Here is an 18,891-nt window from a genome sequence, read left to right on the forward strand (position 1 = left end):
GAACAATTCCTTGTGTTTATGCTGCGTTGCCTTTCCATTTTTTCCAGCGCTGTTGGTCTGGTGAGCCTTCAATATCCAGATTGTCGGCGCCGACATTCATGCGGTAATAATCACGGAGCATGGTTTCGAGGTCACCGCCACCACAGTTGCCTTGCAAAATTTGATTTACAGGTAGCCATGCTTGTATATATTTCTCATGCTCGCGCTCGAAAATGTCATGACAGCCATCTGAACAGGTGTGGTAGCGTTCGCCTTGGTAGATGCTATGGCGATAACTAAACTGAGTCGGATCATCGCCCATTTCAGTAAAGGTCATTGGAATCTGACAAACCTGACAAAGCTGTGGTAAACCTGCGCTGTAGAAGCGTTTACCTTCGGCTTCCATTTTGCGAGCCAACTCCCATTTTGGACGGTAGTATTTATCGAAAGTGTCTGGATATTTAGCCGATAACCAATCCATTTCTTCGTCGGTTGGAATCCAAGTATGGAAACCGGCAGCATGACCAAAGTTATAGAAAATCCACCATGCCTGATGTGAGACATGCTCTTTTTCTTTCACAATGACATCGCTATATTTCGGCATACGGATGCCATAGCGGCTTAAATCTTTAAATAGCGCACCGCCTGCCTGTTCAAAATAAACTTCCCACGCTTCTTTCCACGACATCACTTTGTTTGGCAGCATGTAATCCATCATCATGCCTACAATTGAAAGCAAACGTGTCCCACGCCAGAACCATTTATTAATCCATTCCTGCACAATCGGCACGTTGTCTTCATGTTGTTCGAGCAAGAATTTTACGATTTCAAGACCAAGCGTCATGTGGCGTGCTTCATCTGACTGTGCACTAAAACCAAAGGTTACGGTTGCCATATCGCCGTTATAAGCTGCACCCGACATAAACGGCACAAATAGTAAGTTGGTAAGTACATACTCAAAAGCAAAACTAATGGCTAATAAAAATTCGAAAGGGCCAGCAGAACGGGCATCTTCAAAAAATGATTTAGGCACAGACAAATACCAAACGCGGTCATGCATGTGCGCCCAATCCTGAAAACCATCAAAGAACTTGTTGTAATGGCTCATGGCATGAATTTGAGTCTGTACATGACGCAGCTCATCAATCGACTGCATCTGAGAAGCAATACGTGCTCCAATACCACTAAACTGGCGACCTACATGTGCATAACCTTGATAAGCCTGATATTCAAGTGGGGTAACCGCCGTTAAAAAGAGTTTGATCGCATTTAAGTAGCGTTCATTGCTGACATTCATCTGACCGTTGTTTTGAGCAAAGGCATCAAAAATGGCATAAAGTTTTTTCTCTTTTTCTGCCTGATATTTCCAGTAAGCATCCATAGTTAAACGGAATGGATCTTCCCATTTAGACCAGTCCGTAATTTTGATACCTTCAAACTCTTCATAAGGGAAAGCATCTTTACGGTTAGCATAAGAAAAGTCCCAGTCCAGATCACGGGTTAATGCACGGTAACGATCTTTCGCATTTAATTTTTTGCTGGTTTCTTTCGTTTGAGTTGTCATGATTGATCATCCTTAAATCTTTGTTAAACAACATCTATATTGTGATTAATTCCAGTGAAGGCGGAAAGTATCGTTATCTTCTTCGACGTTGCCACCCAGCGTAATCATGTTGAGTTGTAACGATTGGATGTCCCAATCTTGGCCTAGTTTTTCAGATACGGTTTCAGCTTTAATCACCAAATCAGTTTCACTTTCAATTCGAATCATGGCGGGTAAATACTGAATTGAAGCTTCAGGGTTATCTTCTTCAATCGCTTCGAGGATGTAGCGTGAAGTATCGTTGTCTTGTAATGCGAGATAGACTTTAGACATGTTGCTTCTCCTTAAGCATTTGTAAGTGGTTGTAGGCCGAGTTTTTTTGCGCGTTCAATAACGGCATGTTCTGCTTGATCGACTGCATCTGCTGTTAAGGCTGCTGATGCCCAAGGTGTAAAGGCTGCTTTCACTTGAGCTAGAGACTCAGTGAACCATTCATTTAATAGCTGTTTGTTATGATCGGATTCTGCTGCCGCAGTTTTAATGACGGTGTCTGACCACTTACGTAAATCACCTAAAGTGTCTTTCATAAACTCAGTCAGCATGGCTAAGTCGCGAGCATTTTGAGTGACTAACCACTGATCAAACTGTTGATAGACAAGCTCTGACACAAAGCCGTCCATCACAAGGTTCTGTAATAAGAAAAGTTTGAAGTAGTCCTGCTCGGTGAGGCTTTCTTCACACAGACGGCGTAAACCTTGCCATGCCGGATGTTGCATCCAAGCCTGTTTTGCCTGTTGTAATGAATCGCCGCTATTACTATCTAAAGCTAAACCAATCCGTGAGATGTACTGCGCTATCCCTAAATGATCCATCGCGGCATAAATACAAGCTTGGGTAAGCACGGTGCCATAACCATAGGCACTTCCAGACATCATGTGTAAGTTTGCAGTTTGTTCAACGTGGCGAAATGGCAATAGGCATTCAATGACCTTGGCTTTAACTTCGTCAGACAAATGCTCTGCAAGCTGACGTTTTTCAAAAAAAGCAAAATTACTTTCGGCTGTGTCTTGCAAACGCGCACGGTGCTGAACATAAGTTCCATAATAGAATTGACGTGGATCTTTGAATGCATACCAATCTTGCATTTGCAGGGCAGTATGGGTTTTATCATTTAAGGTCTTTTCAGGTTTCCACAATGGTCGATAGTGAAAGTTAGTTTCTGCCTGTACATCAAAACTTACTTCTTGATATCGAGTTGCTGGCTTACTACCAAATCGTCTTTCGATATAGGCGTAGTTCTGGCGGATAGGTTCGACATTTGACGTTTTGATTTCTAAAGTCATGGCTTTATCTCCTTATATTTTTTACATCTGATCATCGTGATCATTGCTATTACGTTGCGTGCCGACTAAGGTTGCTTCAGTGCCATAGCGCCATTTTTCTTCCTGAGCATCATTAAAAGCTTGCTGCTCTTGGGTCATTTCAATCACTTGATTGGTCTTACAAAAATCATTAAATGCATGTTTAGGCAAAACCAGTTCCACAAATAGACTTGGGTCATGAATGGCAAAATCGAATTCGATAAACTCTGCGTTTAAGTCGCCAGTGACCCGAATATATTTGGTTAATGCTTCGACTTGAGGTTGCGTCATGCTGTACTCCATCAAGACATGGTCTTGAAATTGATGAATGCTCCTTGCTCTCGCTATAAGCTTTACAAAAGCTATGCCAACTTTATTTTTATAATTAAAAACAATTGCTTAGAATTTTTATTAAAAGTGCAGCATTTTTAAAATTCACCATTTCATTAATTTTTTTGAATGGTGAAATAGAGATATTCATGATTTGATGAAAAGGGTCGTAAAAATTTCTTTTTAGATTTTTTTAGGCTTTAAATGGGGAGATTTAGAAATACTTTTTTAGTATGAAGTTATGTCTTTAAGGTACTAGGACATTTATCTGGTTCTTCGATAAGATGAGATAAAACCCAAATGTGTTTAATGGATTAAAACAGATCACTCATGGCTCGAGTAAAATACGATACAACGGGACGATACGCAGATCATCCGCAAGAAATTCACGATTTGCTGTCTAAACTGCACTTTGATACTGCCCACGGCCAAATCTGGTTTGATGAATATCGGATGTTGCTTTTACACACCAGTATTATGGGATATTTGCGTAAAGATTTAGCGCACATGATTGGGCTTGAGCGAACCAAGCGTTTCTTTATTCGTTTAGGGTATCAAGCTGGGTTAAAGGATGCAGAAGTTACTACAAAAATGCGTCCCGATTTAAATGAACACGATGCTTTCATGGCGGGTCCACAAATGCATGCGATTCGCGGAATGGTTCAAGTACAGGCCAACCAACTCAATTTAAGCCACGATAAAAAACAGTTTTATGCCGATTTAAATTGGCTTAACTCTTTTGAAGCCGATGTGCATTTAGAGCATTTTGGTCCAAGTGATGAACCTGCGTGCTGGATGCTTCTGGGTTATGCATGCGGCTACAGTAGTTTTGCGACGGGCATGACCATTATTTATCAAGAAATAGAATGTAAAGCTTGCGGCGATGAGCATTGCCGTATTATCGGTAAACCTTTAGAAGAGTGGGAAAATGCAGATGAGCTGATTCAGTTCATGTCTCCCGAACCCATGGAAAAAGAACTAATTGCGTTGCAGGCTGAACTTTTTGAGCTTAAAAAATCAATTTATAGCGACAGTGAAGCCGATTACCAATTATTTAGTTCTGTGGGTAAGTCAGCATCTTATAAACAGGTCTGTGCATTACTAACCAAAGCAGCAGGTTCGAAAGTTTCTATTTTGTTACAAGGCGAAACAGGGGTTGGTAAAGAAGCTTTTGCACGAGGGGTTCATGCAAATAGCCAAAGAAAAGACCAGCCTTTTGTTGCGGTAAATTGTGCAGCAATTCCACCAGAATTAATTGAGTCCGAATTATTTGGCGTAGAAAAAGGTGCTTATACAGGAGCGAATCAGTCTCGCTTGGGTAAGTTTGAACGAGCCAATGGCGGTACGATTTTTTTAGACGAAGTGATTGAGCTTTCACCTCGTGCACAAGCAGCACTATTACGCATTTTGCAGGAAGGTGAATTTGAGCGAGTCGGAGATTCACAAACTCGTATTTTAGATGTCCGTGTAATTACAGCAACCAATGAAGATCTTGAGCAGGCTGTGAAAACAGGGCGCTTTCGGGCAGATTTGTATTATCGCTTAAATATTTTTCCAGTCCAGATTCCACCTTTGCGGGAGCGCCGTGAAGATATTCCTTTATTGGTTGAACACTTTCTTCATCGCTTTGAAAAAATGTACGGCAAAACCATTCAGGGTGTAAGTGAAAAGACCAAAGTTTTTATGCAGCAATATGAATGGCCGGGAAATATTCGTGAGTTGGAAAATTTATTAGAAAGGGCGGTTTTATTAACGGATGATCAGCAACTGATTAAGTTAAATGCCATTTTCCCACAGATTAAGCATGACCCAGAGCAGGCTGTAGCTGTTAAAACTGACTTTGAGCAATTATTACAGGCAGAGTTTAATTTAGAAGAACACGAAAAGCAGTTAATTTTAACGGCTTTAAAAAAGGCAAATCATAATGTGTCTGAAGCGGCACGTTTATTAGGGCTAACTCGGGCAGCACTGGATTATCGAATTAAAAAATTTCAACTTTGAGTCAATATCAATAAGCTCAAAAATAAAGGCCTAACTTTAAACGTTAGGCCTTATTCATTATTGCACTTTCGCTGGGAAACCATCTTCTTCAAGTGCTTCGGTAATTTTATCGACGCTTTCACTGCTTTCAACAGTCACGATTTTGGTCGCTAAATCTACATCTACTTTTGCATTTGGGTCGATATCTTGAATCGTCGCAGTCACGCCACGAGCGCAGCCACCACAAGTCATATTTTCAATAAGTAGTTTCATGTTCATACTCCATCAAGAATGAGATGTTTGTTTGGATAACACTGAGTCTAAACCTTGTCATGATTGTAAGGTCAAGACCAATTTTTTAAAAAAATATGCTTGACCTTCCCATGATGGGAATCTGTATGCTCAATACAGAATATTAAATTTTGCAGATTTGCAGAGGTGTTTGATGGACTCAAAAAACACAAAATTGCCAGCATATAGTGAAACACTTCCAATCGAAGGCATGACTTGTGCCTCCTGTGTAGGTCGTGTCGAAAAAGCACTTAAGAAAGTTGAAAATGTAGAGATTGCCAACGTTAATTTGGCAACAGAAAAAGCCGTCGTTTATTCAAATCAACCGATCCATCGCGAAGCACTAGTTAAAGCAGTTGAACGAGCAGGTTACGATGTTCCAAAATCTGCGCCAGTGGAGTTGTCTATTGAGGGTATGACTTGTGCATCTTGTGTTGCACGTGTTGAAAAGGCCCTTAAAAAAGTAGAAGGCGTTCAAGAAGCCACAGTCAACTTAGCAACAGAGCAAGCTTGGGTACAAGCAGATGCATCAGTCAATGTTGAAGACTTAATTCGCGCTGTTAAAAAAGCAGGTTATGACGCAAAAGCATCTGAAAAAAATCAAGATGAGCAACTCGACAAAAAAGCGTCAGAGTTAGATCAGCTTAAAAAAGATTTAATCATTTCGATTGTGTTGGCCTTACCTGTGTTTATTTTGGAAATGGGTTCACATCTCATTCCAGCTTTTCACATGTGGGTCATGGACACGATTGGTCAATACAATAGCTGGCTTTTACAGTTTGCTTTGACCACACTAGTGCTCGTTTTTCCAGGTCGCCGTTTTTACCAAAAAGGGATTCCAGCCCTATGGCGTTTAGCGCCAGACATGAACTCTCTAGTGGCAGTTGGAACCTTGGCTGCCTACAGTTTTTCAGTCGTAGCAACCTTTATGCCGCATGTGTTACCACAAGGCACGGTCAATGTTTACTTTGAAGCGGCTGCCGTTATTGTCAGTTTAATTTTGCTCGGACGATATTTCGAAGCAAAAGCTAAAGGACGTACTTCACAAGCGATTCAACATTTAGTAGGAATGCAGCCAAAAACAGCCCGTATTCAACGTGATGGTCAAGTGGTAGAAGTTGCTGTTGCTGAGGTGGTCAGTGGAACTATTGTAGAAATTCGTCCGGGTGAACGTGTGCCAGTTGATGGTGAAGTAGTTGAAGGACACAGCTACATTGATGAATCTATGATTACGGGTGAGCCTGTTCCTGTTGAAAAAATAGTAGGGCATCAAGTGGTCGGTGGTACGGTCAACCAGAACGGTACTCTAAACATTCGTGCAACCGCAGTGGGTAGCTCGTCTGTACTTTCACAAATTATTCGCATGGTTGAGCAGGCCCAAGGTTCTAAACTTCCGATTCAGGGTTTGGTCGATAAAGTCACCATGTGGTTTGTACCGGCTGTCATGCTAATTGCTGCAATTACTTTCTTGGTCTGGTTTATTTTTGGGCCAGAGCCTGCGCTGACTTTTGGATTAGTGAATGCTGTTGCGGTACTGATTATTGCGTGTCCATGTGCGATGGGGCTTGCAACACCAACTTCTATTATGGTCGGTACTGGACGTGGTGCTGAGTTAGGTGTCTTGTTCCGTAAAGGTGAAGCTTTGCAGCTTTTACAAGAAGCACAGGTTGTTGCAGTTGATAAAACAGGAACACTCACCGAAGGTAAACCGACACTGACAGACTTTAATGTGCAACAAGGTTTTGAGCGTGAACAAGTGCTAACTTTAGTTGCTTCAGTCGAAGCCAAGTCTGAACACCCAATTGCACTCGCGATTGTTCAAGCAGCAGAAAGTGAAAGCTTAAACTTATTACCCGTAACAGCATTTAACTCGATTACTGGTTCAGGTATTGAAGCGGAAGTTTCAGGCCAAAAAGTACAAATTGGCGCAGACCGTTATATGCATCAACTTGGTTTAGACACCAACTCATTCCAAGTGATTGCTGCTCAATTAGGTGAAGAAGGTAAAACACCGCTATATGTCGCTATTGATCAAAAACTCGCTGCAATTATTGCCGTGGCAGACCCAATTAAAGAAACAACCTATGCTGCGATTGAGGCCTTGCATCAATTAGGTCTCAAGGTTGCCATGATTACAGGAGACAACCGTCATACGGCGCAAGCGATTGCTAAAAAGCTGAATATTGATGAAGTTGTAGCAGAGGTTTTACCCGAAGGCAAAGTGGACACAGTTCGCCAACTGCAAAAACAATATGGTCGTTTGGCCTTTGTAGGTGATGGCATTAACGATGCACCAGCCTTGGCGCAAGCAGATGTTGGCTTAGCTATTGGTACAGGAACAGATGTTGCCATTGAAGCTGCCGATGTTGTGCTCATGTCAGGTAGTTTAAAAGGCGTACCGAACGCAATTGCATTAAGTAAAGCAACCATGCGAAACATACGTCAAAACCTGTTCTGGGCATTTGTATATAACGTTGCACTTATTCCCATTGCAGCAGGTGCGCTATATCCAGCATTTGGTGTATTACTTTCACCTATGTTTGCAGCAGGCGCGATGGCACTTTCTTCAGTCTTTGTTTTAGGCAATGCATTACGCTTAAAACGTTTTCATGCGCCAGTACAGTAAGGGTGCTGAAAATCAACTTTTGGTTTAAGATCATGACAGAAGGTCTTAAACCAAATTTAATATTTGAGGTGTGAGATGAATATCGGTCAGGCATCCAAACATTCGGGCATTTCGGCGAAAATGATTCGCTACTATGAAGAAATCGGTTTACTTGAAGCAGCTCAACGTTCTGCTTCTGGCTATCGTATTTATTCAGAAACAGACCTTAAAACTTTAAACTTTTTAAAACATGCCAGAGAGTTAGGTTTTTCATCCGAACAGATGAAAGAGCTCATTTCGCTTTGGAAAAATACCGATCGGCATAGTGCAGAGGTGAAAGCTTTAACCGTAAAACACATTGCCGAATTAAAGCAAAAAATTGCTCATTTACAGGAAATGGTTAATATTTTGCAGGCTTCAGCTGATGATTGCTGTGGTGACCAACAGGCTTCGTGTGCGATTTTAGACCACATTGAAAAAGGTGTAGGCGTAAGTTAAATCTTATAAAAATAAAAAAGGAAAAATCATGGCTTATACAGCTTCTTGCCTTTGTAATGGCATTCAATTCAACATTAATGCCGAATTAGAGCCCATCATGGTTTGTCATTGTAAACAATGCCAAAAAGCCCAAGGTGCTGCTTTCACTGCCATTACTCAAGTACAAAAAAGTGATCTAAATATTGTACAGGGTGAAAACCTTTTGCAAGCGTATTTTGCTTCTCCAAACAAAAAGAGAGTGTTCTGTAAAACCTGTGGTTCACCTGTCTGGAGTGAACGTCTAGATAAACCTGATGTAGTGCGTTTAAGGGTAGGACTCATTAATGAACAAATATCGACATCAGTCATTTCTCATGCTTTTGTGTCTTCAAAAGTGAAGTGGTATCCAATTTGCGATAGTGCTCGCCAATATCAAAATGGGGTAGAAAACCCTTAAATATTAAGGTTGGATTGTATTTTATTCATTTGTAAAAAAACGTGAACAGCACTAGCCATGAATAAATAATGTGCTATAACTGTACTTAAGGTAATCGTAATATCTCCTCGATCCACAGGGAAACTTGGGACAGGGCAAAAGATACGATAAGACCTTACATATAGCTAGCAAAGAGCATGTAAGAAATGGATAGACACAAATCTTAGATTGCTCACCGTTGCAGAAAAGCCCGTGAAACGGGCTTTTTTAATGCCTGTAAAAGCTATTTCTTATTTGTGAAGATCATAGATTTTTAAACTATTTATGAAAAAGTAATGTAAAAATAACAAAATATTTTAAATATACAGACTATTCTGTATTGAAATTTATTTTTATTAAAGGTACATTGAGTCAACGGTTTAAAGTTCAAGCTTAATAATGAACTCATGGTCGTTGTGGGAGATCTAAGAGCCTGCATTTTCCCCAAGATGCGGGTTTTTTTATGCCTAAAGAAAAGTAGTTATTCATCTCATCTAAAATTTTAATTTTCTAATTCTTTGTTTTTTAAATTTTTAAAACCTACGAGCCAAATAGGTCGTAGGTTTTTACGCTAACTAGAAGTTAAGCACGATATGCCTGACAAGCTTGGGCGCATGCTAAACATGCTTTTGCACAAATCTGGCAATGCTCATGTTCGTGTTTACTACATTCAGCTGCGCAAAGTTGGCATGCACTGGCACATAATTGCATAGCTTGTTCAGCAAGCTCCGAATGTCTTAACTCTAAAGATGTGCATAGCTGACAGGTTTCTACACACGTTAAACAGTGTTTAATACATTCACGCATCATATGCACATGTTCTTCTTGTAAACATGCTGAGGCACAATGTTTACAAGCAAACATACATTCAATGCATGCTTGAATAGAGGTAGATGCTTGACTAAACAGAGAAGGGGTTGGTTCTTGTGAGCTATTCATTTTAATATTCTCCTTTTGAAAGGCTATTATTAAAAAACCGAATATTTTTATCTTTTTTCATTTTATAAAATCATTTTTCCTATAGGGCACTTTGAAATGAAAGGTCTACAAATGCTCAATAAGTGATTAACCTCGTATAAGAATGTTACATGTACTTTTCTAATTAAAGTTTTGAAAAATGATGAAGTACGAAGAAAAAACTCTTCAAACAAGACATAAAATTTATTTCGATATAATACTTTTGGCTAATTTTTTAATGAATGAAAATTAGGCAAATTATCAGTGTGAACTTTAAGAGCACACGTAATGGAAAACATTGAACAGTACGCTCACGGAGCTGAGCATGAAGTCCACGTACACTGCAAACGATCATTAAGTACATTAATACTGAGTCTGTTTGTGTTAATTGCGACTGGTCGTTAAACGAAAAAGCACCCAAGGGTGCTTTTTCTGTATCTACTGACTTTGCTAGATAATTTTAAGAGCTTGTAAAGCCGCGCCGTTTTTTATAGGCCTTACGATCATAAGAGGGTATATTGGACTTTTGAAGTTCAATAGCCAGTTGTTTCTTACGTTGAAATTGCACTTCATTTAAAAGTGCATCATAGATTTTGGGACGGTCAGTTTTAAACTTTTCTACATCCAATGGAATTTTACTTTCCTCTTTAACAATATACAAAACAGAACCATTGGCATTCGTTTCATATATTGTCCAACCAACCCGTACTGTATAAAGACCGGTTTTCTGATCCTTTCCTAAATAAGATTTAAAACCATCCGGATGTGGGCGAACATAAGCATTCATCATGCATCCTCCATCAACTATTTAATTCGATGAAAGCGGCGATTAATGAATTGATGGGGAACAATACATCTATTCAGTAAAATCACGATTTTCACTTGTATATATATTGATCAATTTAGCAATTTCAAGGCGTATGATATTTCTTTCCGATGGAGGGGAAATAAGATAGGTTGATTAAAAAGCACTCAAAAATAACGACTTAATTTTAAAAGATAAATTATTAAGTAGTTTGAAGTCATTTTTTAAATTAGAGTAATATTTTTAAAAAATGTGTGACGAATTTTGCAAATTTAAAATTGAACAAATTATAATGAACCAAGATTCACTTTTTAATAAGCTCCTAATTTTAAAAAATAAAAAGTATTTGTAATATTTCTTGTTACAACGATTTTGTCGACAATATAGGACTGTTTTTGACATATTTCGCCTAGCGTAATCAATCGAGTTTTTAGCCTATGGTGTCATTTTTGTTTATTGGACTTGTGGTCACTATTTTGCTGACTCCAGGACCAACAAATACATTATTAGCCTCGGCTGGCATACAGGCAGGGGTAAAGCATTCACTTAAGTTAATTCCGGCAGAGGTAATAGGTTACCTAATCGCAATTACCTCTTGGGGTGTTTTACTTGAGTCAGTATCTCATTTCATTCCATGGCTTCCAGCCATATTAAAGCTGATCAGTGCGGGTTTCATTCTTTATCTTGCTTTTAAACTTTGGATGACATCGACTGAAGATATTAAATTAGACCGACCACTCATTACGCCAAAAGCTTTATTTCTTGCAACACTTTTAAACCCGAAAGCTTTGCTCTTTGCTTCGGCGATTTTTCCACATGCAGCGTGGGAAAATCCGCATTTGTATTTTATTCACATTGTTGTGTTTTTATCTTTAATTACTCCAATTGCTTTTTTATGGATTATGTTTGGAACAGTCCTTATTTCAAATAAAGTAACTTGGTTAAATCAACGCAATTTACAACGTACAGCTGCATTTATTTTAACTTTCTTTGCTATGCCAATCGGCTATTCTGCGATTAGCTCATTTTAAACTTAACTCATTATTTATATTAAAAAATTTATTTTTCAGGAGATTTTTATGAAAAGATTAAAAGTAATTATCAAGGACCAATTTGATAAAGAATTAATTGCTTTGGCAAAAGTTAGACCCATGAATGACCATGTGCTTGAGCTTCATAAAAGTGTAGAACATATTGAAATTGATGATGAGATTATTCTACCCAACATGGATTTACTTTATGAAAATCCAAAAGATGGGAAAATTTATAAATTAGTTGGTCCATTCAATGAGGAATAACTCTTAAATTAAATTTAACAATAACCATGAGCAGAGTTTGTGTTTTATAGTCTTATATGGTGAAAATTAAGCCAAACTAACGTATAGACACAATTAAAATATTGAACATCGAAGTTCCTTATGGGACTATGTTTTTGCAAAAATGTGACCTAATCCTCATTTTTGCATTTCAGGACTAAGTGGTGTTCACTAAGCCCATTTCTTCAATGAGAAGTAGAAATGGGCTTTTTTTATTGCAAATTATTCTTTAAATGTTTCATCTAAAGCTTGTTGAACAGCTTCAATTCGAGACTTACACGCTTTATAAGCACTAATAGATTCTTCAACAATTTTCATTAAATTATCAACATCTGGGCTTTCCTGAGACTCAAGTAATTCAGCATTTCGTTTTAAGATGGCATGACCTTCTTTGAAAGACAGTTCTTTTTCATTCATTAGGAATTACCTCTGTAATATTGGCCTCAATAACACCATCTTGCATTTCAATAGTAACGGCCGAGTTTGAGATTTGATGAACAGAACGAATTGCTTTGCCTTCAGATCTTACAATTGCATAGCCTTTGGCTTGAATCTGTCTCGGGTTTTGCAGAAGAATTTCTCGCATAAGCGCTTCGGTTTGCGTTAAAGAAAACTTAACCTGTTGCTGCGAAACAAATTGAATGCGTTCTTTCATTTGTTCGAGGAACTGGTGAGCAGAATTAAGTTGGCCTTGGGCAGAAGATTTAATATGTTGTAAATATTGATCACTCTTACTTTGATAAGTCGTAATTTGATGTTGAGACAAAAGTTTAATTGTTTGTAGGTTGTCTACAGCTTCTTGTACACGTTCAACAATATGGTTGCGAATACCCGCAATCACTTTACTTGGAGTATCAAACGAACGGTGTGCGATCTCATCAAGGATAGTACGGTCTTTTTCATGTCCGATACCAACCCAAATCGGTACGCTACGTTTACAGAGTAGGGCAGCAAGCTCATAATCATTTAAATAAGCTAAGTCATTTACAGCACCACCACCACGAATAATTACAATCAGATCGGGTGCAAAGTTATAACTATTTGCCCATTGCTTTAACCCTGTTGCCAATGACTCCATAAGGCTAACGGCAGCCGTATTTCCCTGAAAGGTCGCACTTTGATAAACAAAATGGCAAACCCCATTTCGCTCAAGAGCATCTGCATCTTTTTTAAAGTCCCCCAAACCTGCAGCATTTTGAGGAGCAATCACTAAAACATTTTGAATATCAAAAGGAGTAGGGAGAAGTTTATTCTTATGAATCAAACCTTCTTGAGTTAAACGCTCTACAATTTGTTGATAACGTTTTGCAATTTCCCCAAGTGTAAAACTTGAGTCAATCTCTTCTATATTGACTGAAAATCCATATTGCGGATCAAAACGCGCTCTAATTTTAATTAAAACGTTTAAGTCGCTTGCTAACTCAATTCCTGTTTCTCGTTCAAACTTAAGAACAATTTTACTCGCTGAAAATTTCCAAATGGTTGCTTTACAACTGGCGATGACTTTATCCGTATCTGCATCTTTCTCTGCAAGCTCTAAATAGTAATGTCCACCTTTAATATTTAAATTACGAATCTCTGCTCTAACCCATACCGGTTCGTCAAATGTCAGGCGTATCACTTCCTGCACAGTGCCGAGATATTCACTAAGGGAAAACTGAGGTTCAGACATACGAACAAAAAATTAAAGGGCCAAACTAGATAGTATAAAAGCCATCCAACCAAGGCAATTGTTGTCTATGAATATCGGGTTCTATTTAAAATAAATACAACAATTTAAAGAATTAAAAATTGAAATTGATATGTGAATTTAGACTGAATGGTTAAAATGAAAAAATAATAAAAAGAGAATTGTTAATAATTACAACCGATTAAAAAATAAAGTTTGCTTTATAAAATAGATGAGCGTATAAAGCTTACTTCCAATTGCGGGGTGGAGCAGTCTGGTAGCTCGTCGGGCTCATAACCCGAAGGTCGTTGGTTCAAATCCGACTCCCGCATCCAAAAATATTATGCTCTGTGATGTACCACTTTTCATAATACGAAAATTATGAAAAGCAATTAGCTTATAAATAACCCTATATAAAGCTAAATATTAAATTCTAGACGAACTGTCCATACCCTAAATCTAGCGTTCTAATTACATACCGTAAAATCACATGAGCTCAGTGATGAGTGAATGATTGTGAATATAGTAAATGAGTGGCACATTGCCACAGCCGTAAATGGCAACGAAATTAATGTGAGGATTGTTCCTCATGTGCGTAAACAAAACTCTCTCGATGGATATCGTTGGGTCGAAGTTGGTAAAAAAATTCAACTTCAATCTGGTGAAGAAATTGAGTTAAACCAAGATGGTAAAAGCTTCTATACTGGATTTAATCAACTTTATCGTTTAAATACATATTGTTGATAAAACCATGGTAATAAAGCGAGAAAACCTATCTCTTTTAAAGGGGATAGGTTTTTTTATGTCTATACATTATATAAATAATTAAAGTTATAAAATTCTGAAGTGGTTAAAAAAACTCGTATTATTATTTTAATTATATTTAATAACTAAATTAGCCTGCACGCCAGAACTGGCGACCCATAACCTTAAAGTTTTTACCGTTCTCTTCAGTTACTCGTCGGTCTCTAAATTTTTCATTTAAACTGTGCAAAATTAAAGAACCATCTGCCTCTTTAAAAATCTGTTTAATCATTCCTTCACCGGCAAAGTAAACCGCATAAATCTCGCCATCAATGACTTCAGTCTGTGAGATATCAATACCGACCAAATCTCCATCTTTGATGTAGTCGGTCATGCTGTCGCCCTTAGCTTTAATAATACGCATGCATTCTTGAGCAACGCGTTTTTCTTTAAAGAATGAAGCGGGGAAAGGAATTTTTCCATTAATAGCATCGAAATGAAATTCGATAGATTCGCCTGTACCACAAGAAAAACTTGCTTCAACAACTTCAATCCACACATATTGATCTACTACATCACTACTGACAACGGTAGGACTAAATACATCACTTTCTCTAAAAGAATCTTCTGTGTTACCAGTAGTGAGCCAATAAGCATCTACACCTAAAAACTGTGCAATGAGTGGAAGAAAAGCAGATTTTAAGTTCTTTCCCGATTCTAAAGCTTGATAAGCAGGCTGAGACATTTTTACTGCTTCAGCAACTTCTGCCTGAGTTTTCTTAGCTTTAATCCTTGAATCTTTTAAACGGTCTTTAAGAGCCATAATGATCGCACCAGCTAACTTATAACAAATATATAACTTAAGTTATATTTAGTAAAACAACTATAGTTATTGACTAATAATAACTATAGTTATAATATCAGTTATGAGAACTCATTGATAGAACGAATCAAATATTTTACTTAAGTATATTTTTAATTTTTATCAATGGCTTAGTAAGTAGTGATATTTATTCTGCCTCACTGGACGACAGAATATAAAAAATGGCGATAGTGAATCAGTGGTAGAGATCGGCTATCAAAAACAAAAAATGAAATAAAAAAAGCCCGATTCCGTGGATCAGGCTTAATGTTCGTCGATAAAGGGTATCAAGAACATGAAGAATCTAACAAAGAATTTAATGGCTCACAAAAGTTTCCGATATACGGCAGCGTGTTATCTCAACTTTTTGGTCAAAAAAGATAAGTCATTGATGTATGCCAGTTTTAAGAGAAAAAAGAACGGTTAAGCTAACTGTGGTTGTGTAGCAGATTTTTTATAAAAATATGAGAAATAACAATGTAGTAATCAAGATTATTTCTCAAATTTTAAGTATGAGACAGGATTAAATTATGGAAAATTTTTTAATATTAAACGGACTAGCTTCTGCTTTTAAGCTCTATGGTACGGTCATGATGATTGCTTTAGCTGTGAGCTTAGTCGTAGCAGTGGTTCTAATCATGCGTTTCCCTCGTTCACCTCAAGAATGGGTAGTCGGTTTGATTTGCACTATTGTCTCAAGCTTGACTGGTGGCTCATTCATTATCATGAAATGGGACTTGCATGAATGGGTGACAGATATATGGGGCATGATCACTTTAGGTGGATTCTTCTTTATTTGTGGCTTACCTGGCTGGGCAATTGTGAGATGGATATTTAACTTCATTAATAAACAAGAAGGGAAAACCATTGTTGAAGTAATGAAAGACTTAAAAAAAGCAAAAGATGATATTCAAAGTTAATACTAACAGTGAGTTTTATAAATGAGGACAATCCCATGAATATTGAACAATATTTAGATGCACTTATAAAACGTGAAGGTGGTTATGTAAATGACCTCCTTGACTCTGGCCATGCTACTAAATATGGCATTACACAAGCAGTTGCACGTAGTTATGGATATCAAGGTGAAATGAAGGATTTACCTTTAGAAATCGCAAGAGATATTTATAAGAGCCAATATTGGCTTGAGCCGCGATTTGATCAAGTTAATTTGATTAGTCCGACCATTGCTGAAGAGCTACTCGACACAGGAGTAAATTGCGGTATTGGTTTTACAAAACCACTTCTACAGCGTGCTTTGAACTTGTTAAACCGGCAAGGGAAAGAAGGTTGGGCGGATCTTAAATTGGATGGGGAATATGGACCCTCTACATTACAGGCTTTATCAATCTATATAAAGAAGCGCGGTAATGAAGGTGAACGGGTATTAGTACGTCTTCTGAATATTATGCAAGGCCAACGCTATATTGCAATTACCGAGAAAAATCCAAAGTATGAGCAGTTCTTTTATGGATGGCTTGCTAACCGTGTGAACTTATAAAAAGACCAACTTGTTAGAGCTGTTTTTAAGCATATAGGCTACAAAACATTTAACAAGCTGGTCCATTCTGCTTTTTATAGGAGTACAAACTTTTTATTGAGTAATAAGTAAAATAGCGAGAAGAAAGAAAATACAACCACTGACTTTATTCAGTTTTGCAAAATTATTTCCGGCAAGCATTTTCTCTTTAAAAATAGAAGAAAAGTTGGCATAAACTAAATGAATCAAAAATCCAATAAAACAGAAGGTTAAAGATAAAACCAGAAACTGATTTAATATTTCTTTTTTAATATCAATAAACTGTGGAAAAAGGGCAATGAAAAAGACAATTGTTTTGGGATTAAGTAGTGAAGCAAACAATCCTTGATAGAAAAGTTTTGATTTCTTTATACCTTTCTCGTCATGTTCAGTTTCGAGTAAATCTTGTGTTGGGGATTTTTTTATGAAATTTTTATAACCTAAATACATAAGGTAAAAGGCCCCAATAAACTTTAAGACCGTGAAGATCGTAGGATTACTGGTAATAATAAGCCCGACTCCACTTGCAGAAATCACAGCGATAATGAACATACCAATGATTAAACCGCTAATACCGAATAAAGCAGTACGAACACCATAGTTAATTGAATTTGTTACTGTAAATAAAACGCCTGGTCCTGGGCTTGATAATGTAAGAAAAGCAATTGTTATAAAAACTAAGAGACCGTTCACGGAGTTACTTCCTGTTTATCATCAACATGTTAAGCTGCACATGTACTTTAAAGTAGAATAGGCAAAGTGTATATATACAAGTCTGTATATTTTATAAAAAAGTAAAATATTTTAATTATTCCTAAAAGTAAGCGTTTGAGCTTATAGCAAAGCTTAAAAATCTATAGAAGACAAAATTTTATCGTGTAAAAAATAAGATATATTTAATTAATATAGTGATGTTAAATCAATAAAATTATTTATAAATAGTATTTAAAATCAATGAATTAGATAAGAATGGAGCGTCTTAAATTAAGTAAAAAATCAATTAATCAAGATAGAGATTGCAATTCGTTAAGAAGCGTGTATAGTCGACTTTAACTACAAAAATATTCATGTAACCCTAAATCTCTCTTTTCGCAGTTTTATTTATAATCCTCCGTATATTATTAGATATTTAAGTAGAGTGTATATTTTTTAGTTCAATTGGTTCACCCAATAACAAATGATAATGTTTTTAAAAAATTAGGATTAATTTATGTCTAATACTACTGGTACAGTAAAATGGTTTAATGAAACTAAAGGTTTTGGTTTTATTCAATCTGATGAAGGTAAAGATGTTTTTGCACATTTTTCTGAGATTCAAACACAAGGCTTTAAAGTTCTTTTAGAAGGTCAGCGTGTTCAGTTTACTGTGACACAGGGTAAAAAAGGCCCACAAGCTTCGAACATCACAATTGTGACGAATGCTTAAATAACGTAATTTGATGATTTTATTTGGTTTATTTTTTGGCGATTTGCTCAATTAAATAACATGAAATCATCTACGTAGTTAAAAAACCCACTTCTTCCTTTGTGGGTTTTTTATATAAAATATTAAATAAGTTGATTATTTGTTTTATATAATATAAAAATTAAATTTATGTTTTATAAGTTAACATTATAACTGGTATAAAAATGGATATTTGTATTGGCGGTATTTTAAACGGTAAAGTAAGAAAAAATAATGAAAATTGTTTCTGTGTTGGAAACCCTCATTCAGATGATGTCACTGAGTACCATAAGCAATACTTTCATTTAAATGGAAAGCTTTTGTCATTTTGGGTGTGCAGTGAAATCAATTTTCAAGAAGCATCACGAATAGCCGAGAGTTTCTTAAAAAAAGAGCAAAGATCGTTAAGTGAATGTTAAATAAAAACACTTTAAGCTTGGCAACTATAATGCTTAAATCAGATAAGCTAAAAATAATTTTTAATTACATATTTTTAACAATTTAGATTAATTTGTTATTCATAACGTCATAAGT

Annotated in this window: 22 protein-coding genes and 1 tRNA gene; 12 read left to right on the top strand and 11 right to left on the bottom strand. The window is 37.0% G+C overall.

Going from position 1 to position 18,891, the window contains the following annotated elements; genetic code table 11:
- Window positions 1-16 precede the first annotated feature (16 nt).
- Genes ACH63V_RS10995 through ACH63V_RS11010 form a run of 4 tightly spaced genes read right to left on the bottom strand, consistent with a single transcriptional unit; the run spans window position 17 to window position 3,174 of the window.
- Window positions 17-1,543 carry an aromatic/alkene/methane monooxygenase hydroxylase/oxygenase subunit alpha gene (locus tag ACH63V_RS10995; protein ID WP_396463522.1) on the bottom strand — a complete coding sequence of 509 codons (1,527 nt, stop codon included), beginning with the start codon at window positions 1,541-1,543 and terminating at the stop codon, window positions 17-19.
- Between the two features lie 45 nt (window positions 1,544-1,588).
- Window positions 1,589-1,855: an MmoB/DmpM family protein gene (locus ACH63V_RS11000; protein WP_151761574.1), complete on the bottom strand. Its 267-nt coding sequence runs from the start codon at window positions 1,853-1,855 to the stop codon at window positions 1,589-1,591.
- A gap of 11 nt (window positions 1,856-1,866) precedes the next feature.
- Window positions 1,867-2,865, bottom strand: coding sequence for an aromatic/alkene monooxygenase hydroxylase subunit beta (locus tag ACH63V_RS11005; protein WP_396463523.1), 999 nt, complete (start codon window positions 2,863-2,865; stop codon window positions 1,867-1,869).
- A 21-nt stretch (window positions 2,866-2,886) separates the two neighbouring features.
- Entirely contained in the window at window positions 2,887-3,174 is a 288-nt protein-coding gene (locus ACH63V_RS11010) for a phenol hydroxylase subunit (protein ID WP_151963581.1), read from the bottom strand.
- A 369-nt stretch (window positions 3,175-3,543) separates the two neighbouring features.
- Between ACH63V_RS11010 and mobR the strand changes: the two genes are divergently transcribed.
- Window positions 3,544-5,214 (top strand): phenol degradation transcriptional regulator MobR, encoded by a 1,671-nt coding sequence (gene mobR / locus ACH63V_RS11015; RefSeq protein ID WP_396463524.1) that lies wholly within the window; start codon window positions 3,544-3,546, stop codon window positions 5,212-5,214.
- Window positions 5,215-5,271: 57 nt separating this feature from the next.
- Here mobR and ACH63V_RS11020 read toward each other — a convergent pair whose 3' ends face one another.
- Window positions 5,272-5,472 (bottom strand): heavy-metal-associated domain-containing protein, encoded by a 201-nt coding sequence (locus tag ACH63V_RS11020; RefSeq protein ID WP_077164555.1) that lies wholly within the window; start codon window positions 5,470-5,472, stop codon window positions 5,272-5,274.
- Window positions 5,473-5,638: 166 nt separating this feature from the next.
- Here ACH63V_RS11020 and ACH63V_RS11025 point away from each other — a divergent pair, with 166 nt between their 5' ends.
- The 3 genes from ACH63V_RS11025 (at window position 5,639) to ACH63V_RS11035 (ending at window position 9,023) form a co-directional block, all read left to right on the top strand.
- The gene (locus tag ACH63V_RS11025; protein WP_396463525.1) at window positions 5,639-8,110 is read left to right on the top strand and encodes a heavy metal translocating P-type ATPase; all 2,472 of its coding nucleotides are present in this window, start codon (window positions 5,639-5,641) and stop codon (window positions 8,108-8,110) included.
- A 75-nt stretch (window positions 8,111-8,185) separates the two neighbouring features.
- Window positions 8,186-8,587, top strand: coding sequence for a Cu(I)-responsive transcriptional regulator (gene cueR / locus ACH63V_RS11030; RefSeq protein WP_001020650.1), 402 nt, complete (start codon window positions 8,186-8,188; stop codon window positions 8,585-8,587).
- Between the two features lie 28 nt (window positions 8,588-8,615).
- Window positions 8,616-9,023, top strand: coding sequence for a GFA family protein (locus tag ACH63V_RS11035; RefSeq protein ID WP_396463526.1), 408 nt, complete (start codon window positions 8,616-8,618; stop codon window positions 9,021-9,023).
- A 600-nt stretch (window positions 9,024-9,623) separates the two neighbouring features.
- Here ACH63V_RS11035 and ACH63V_RS11040 read toward each other — a convergent pair.
- Window positions 9,624-9,980: a four-helix bundle copper-binding protein gene (locus ACH63V_RS11040; protein ID WP_263613310.1), complete on the bottom strand. Its 357-nt coding sequence runs from the start codon at window positions 9,978-9,980 to the stop codon at window positions 9,624-9,626.
- A gap of 478 nt (window positions 9,981-10,458) precedes the next feature.
- Entirely contained in the window at window positions 10,459-10,788 is a 330-nt protein-coding gene (locus ACH63V_RS11045) for a hypothetical protein (protein WP_396463527.1), read from the bottom strand.
- Between the two features lie 452 nt (window positions 10,789-11,240).
- Here ACH63V_RS11045 and ACH63V_RS11050 point away from each other — a divergent pair, with 452 nt between their 5' ends.
- Together ACH63V_RS11050 and ACH63V_RS11055 are read left to right on the top strand one after the other, a co-directional pair.
- Window positions 11,241-11,834: a LysE family translocator gene (locus tag ACH63V_RS11050; RefSeq protein ID WP_016804773.1), complete on the top strand. Its 594-nt coding sequence runs from the start codon at window positions 11,241-11,243 to the stop codon at window positions 11,832-11,834.
- A 48-nt stretch (window positions 11,835-11,882) separates the two neighbouring features.
- Window positions 11,883-12,101 carry a hypothetical protein gene (locus tag ACH63V_RS11055; RefSeq protein ID WP_348888888.1) on the top strand — a complete coding sequence of 73 codons (219 nt, stop codon included), beginning with the start codon at window positions 11,883-11,885 and terminating at the stop codon, window positions 12,099-12,101.
- Between the two features lie 240 nt (window positions 12,102-12,341).
- Here ACH63V_RS11055 and xseB read toward each other — a convergent pair whose 3' ends face one another.
- Both xseB and xseA read right to left on the bottom strand, forming a co-directional pair.
- Complete coding sequence (gene xseB, locus ACH63V_RS11060; protein ID WP_396463528.1) at window positions 12,342-12,536, bottom strand: exodeoxyribonuclease VII small subunit; 195 nt, start codon at window positions 12,534-12,536, stop codon at window positions 12,342-12,344.
- Complete coding sequence (gene xseA, locus ACH63V_RS11065; protein WP_396463529.1) at window positions 12,529-13,791, bottom strand: exodeoxyribonuclease VII large subunit; 1,263 nt, start codon at window positions 13,789-13,791, stop codon at window positions 12,529-12,531. Before xseA ends, xseB begins: the two co-directional genes overlap by 8 nt.
- Window positions 13,792-14,046: 255 nt before the next feature.
- Here xseA and ACH63V_RS11070 point away from each other — a divergent pair.
- A tRNA-Met gene (locus tag ACH63V_RS11070) sits at window positions 14,047-14,123 on the top strand.
- Between the two features lie 175 nt (window positions 14,124-14,298).
- Complete coding sequence (locus ACH63V_RS11075) at window positions 14,299-14,532, top strand: hypothetical protein (protein WP_005070233.1); 234 nt, start codon at window positions 14,299-14,301, stop codon at window positions 14,530-14,532.
- Between the two features lie 151 nt (window positions 14,533-14,683).
- Here the strand turns inward: ACH63V_RS11075 and ACH63V_RS11080 are convergent, their stop codons facing one another.
- Window positions 14,684-15,355, bottom strand: a complete 672-nt coding sequence (locus ACH63V_RS11080) for an XRE family transcriptional regulator (protein ID WP_396463530.1) — start codon at window positions 15,353-15,355, stop codon at window positions 14,684-14,686.
- Between the two features lie 629 nt (window positions 15,356-15,984).
- On the opposite strand from ACH63V_RS11080, the gene ACH63V_RS11085 reads away from it, so the two are divergent.
- A complete protein-coding gene (locus ACH63V_RS11085) occupies window positions 15,985-16,314 on the top strand; it encodes a hypothetical protein (RefSeq protein WP_272480772.1) in 330 nt (109 codons plus the stop codon).
- A gap of 35 nt (window positions 16,315-16,349) precedes the next feature.
- On the top strand, window positions 16,350-16,895 hold the full coding sequence (locus ACH63V_RS11090) for a glycoside hydrolase family 108 protein (RefSeq protein ID WP_396463531.1): 546 nt from the start codon (window positions 16,350-16,352) through the stop codon (window positions 16,893-16,895).
- Window positions 16,896-16,988: 93 nt separating this feature from the next.
- Here ACH63V_RS11090 and ACH63V_RS11095 read toward each other — a convergent pair whose 3' ends face one another.
- On the bottom strand, window positions 16,989-17,606 hold the full coding sequence (locus tag ACH63V_RS11095; protein ID WP_263613319.1) for a LysE family translocator: 618 nt from the start codon (window positions 17,604-17,606) through the stop codon (window positions 16,989-16,991).
- Window positions 17,607-18,123: 517 nt separating this feature from the next.
- Here ACH63V_RS11095 and ACH63V_RS11100 point away from each other — a divergent pair.
- Together ACH63V_RS11100 and ACH63V_RS11105 are read left to right on the top strand one after the other, a co-directional pair.
- Window positions 18,124-18,339 carry a cold-shock protein gene (locus tag ACH63V_RS11100; protein WP_236753953.1) on the top strand — a complete coding sequence of 72 codons (216 nt, stop codon included), beginning with the start codon at window positions 18,124-18,126 and terminating at the stop codon, window positions 18,337-18,339.
- Window positions 18,340-18,542: 203 nt separating this feature from the next.
- Window positions 18,543-18,776: a hypothetical protein gene (locus ACH63V_RS11105; protein ID WP_263613320.1), complete on the top strand. Its 234-nt coding sequence runs from the start codon at window positions 18,543-18,545 to the stop codon at window positions 18,774-18,776.
- Window positions 18,777-18,891: the final 115 nt, after the last annotated feature.

Origin of the sequence: Acinetobacter sp. ABJ-A23_2, assembly GCF_044538765.1 — a bacterium.
Taxonomy (GTDB): Bacteria; Pseudomonadota; Gammaproteobacteria; order Pseudomonadales; family Moraxellaceae; genus Acinetobacter; species Acinetobacter nosocomialis_A.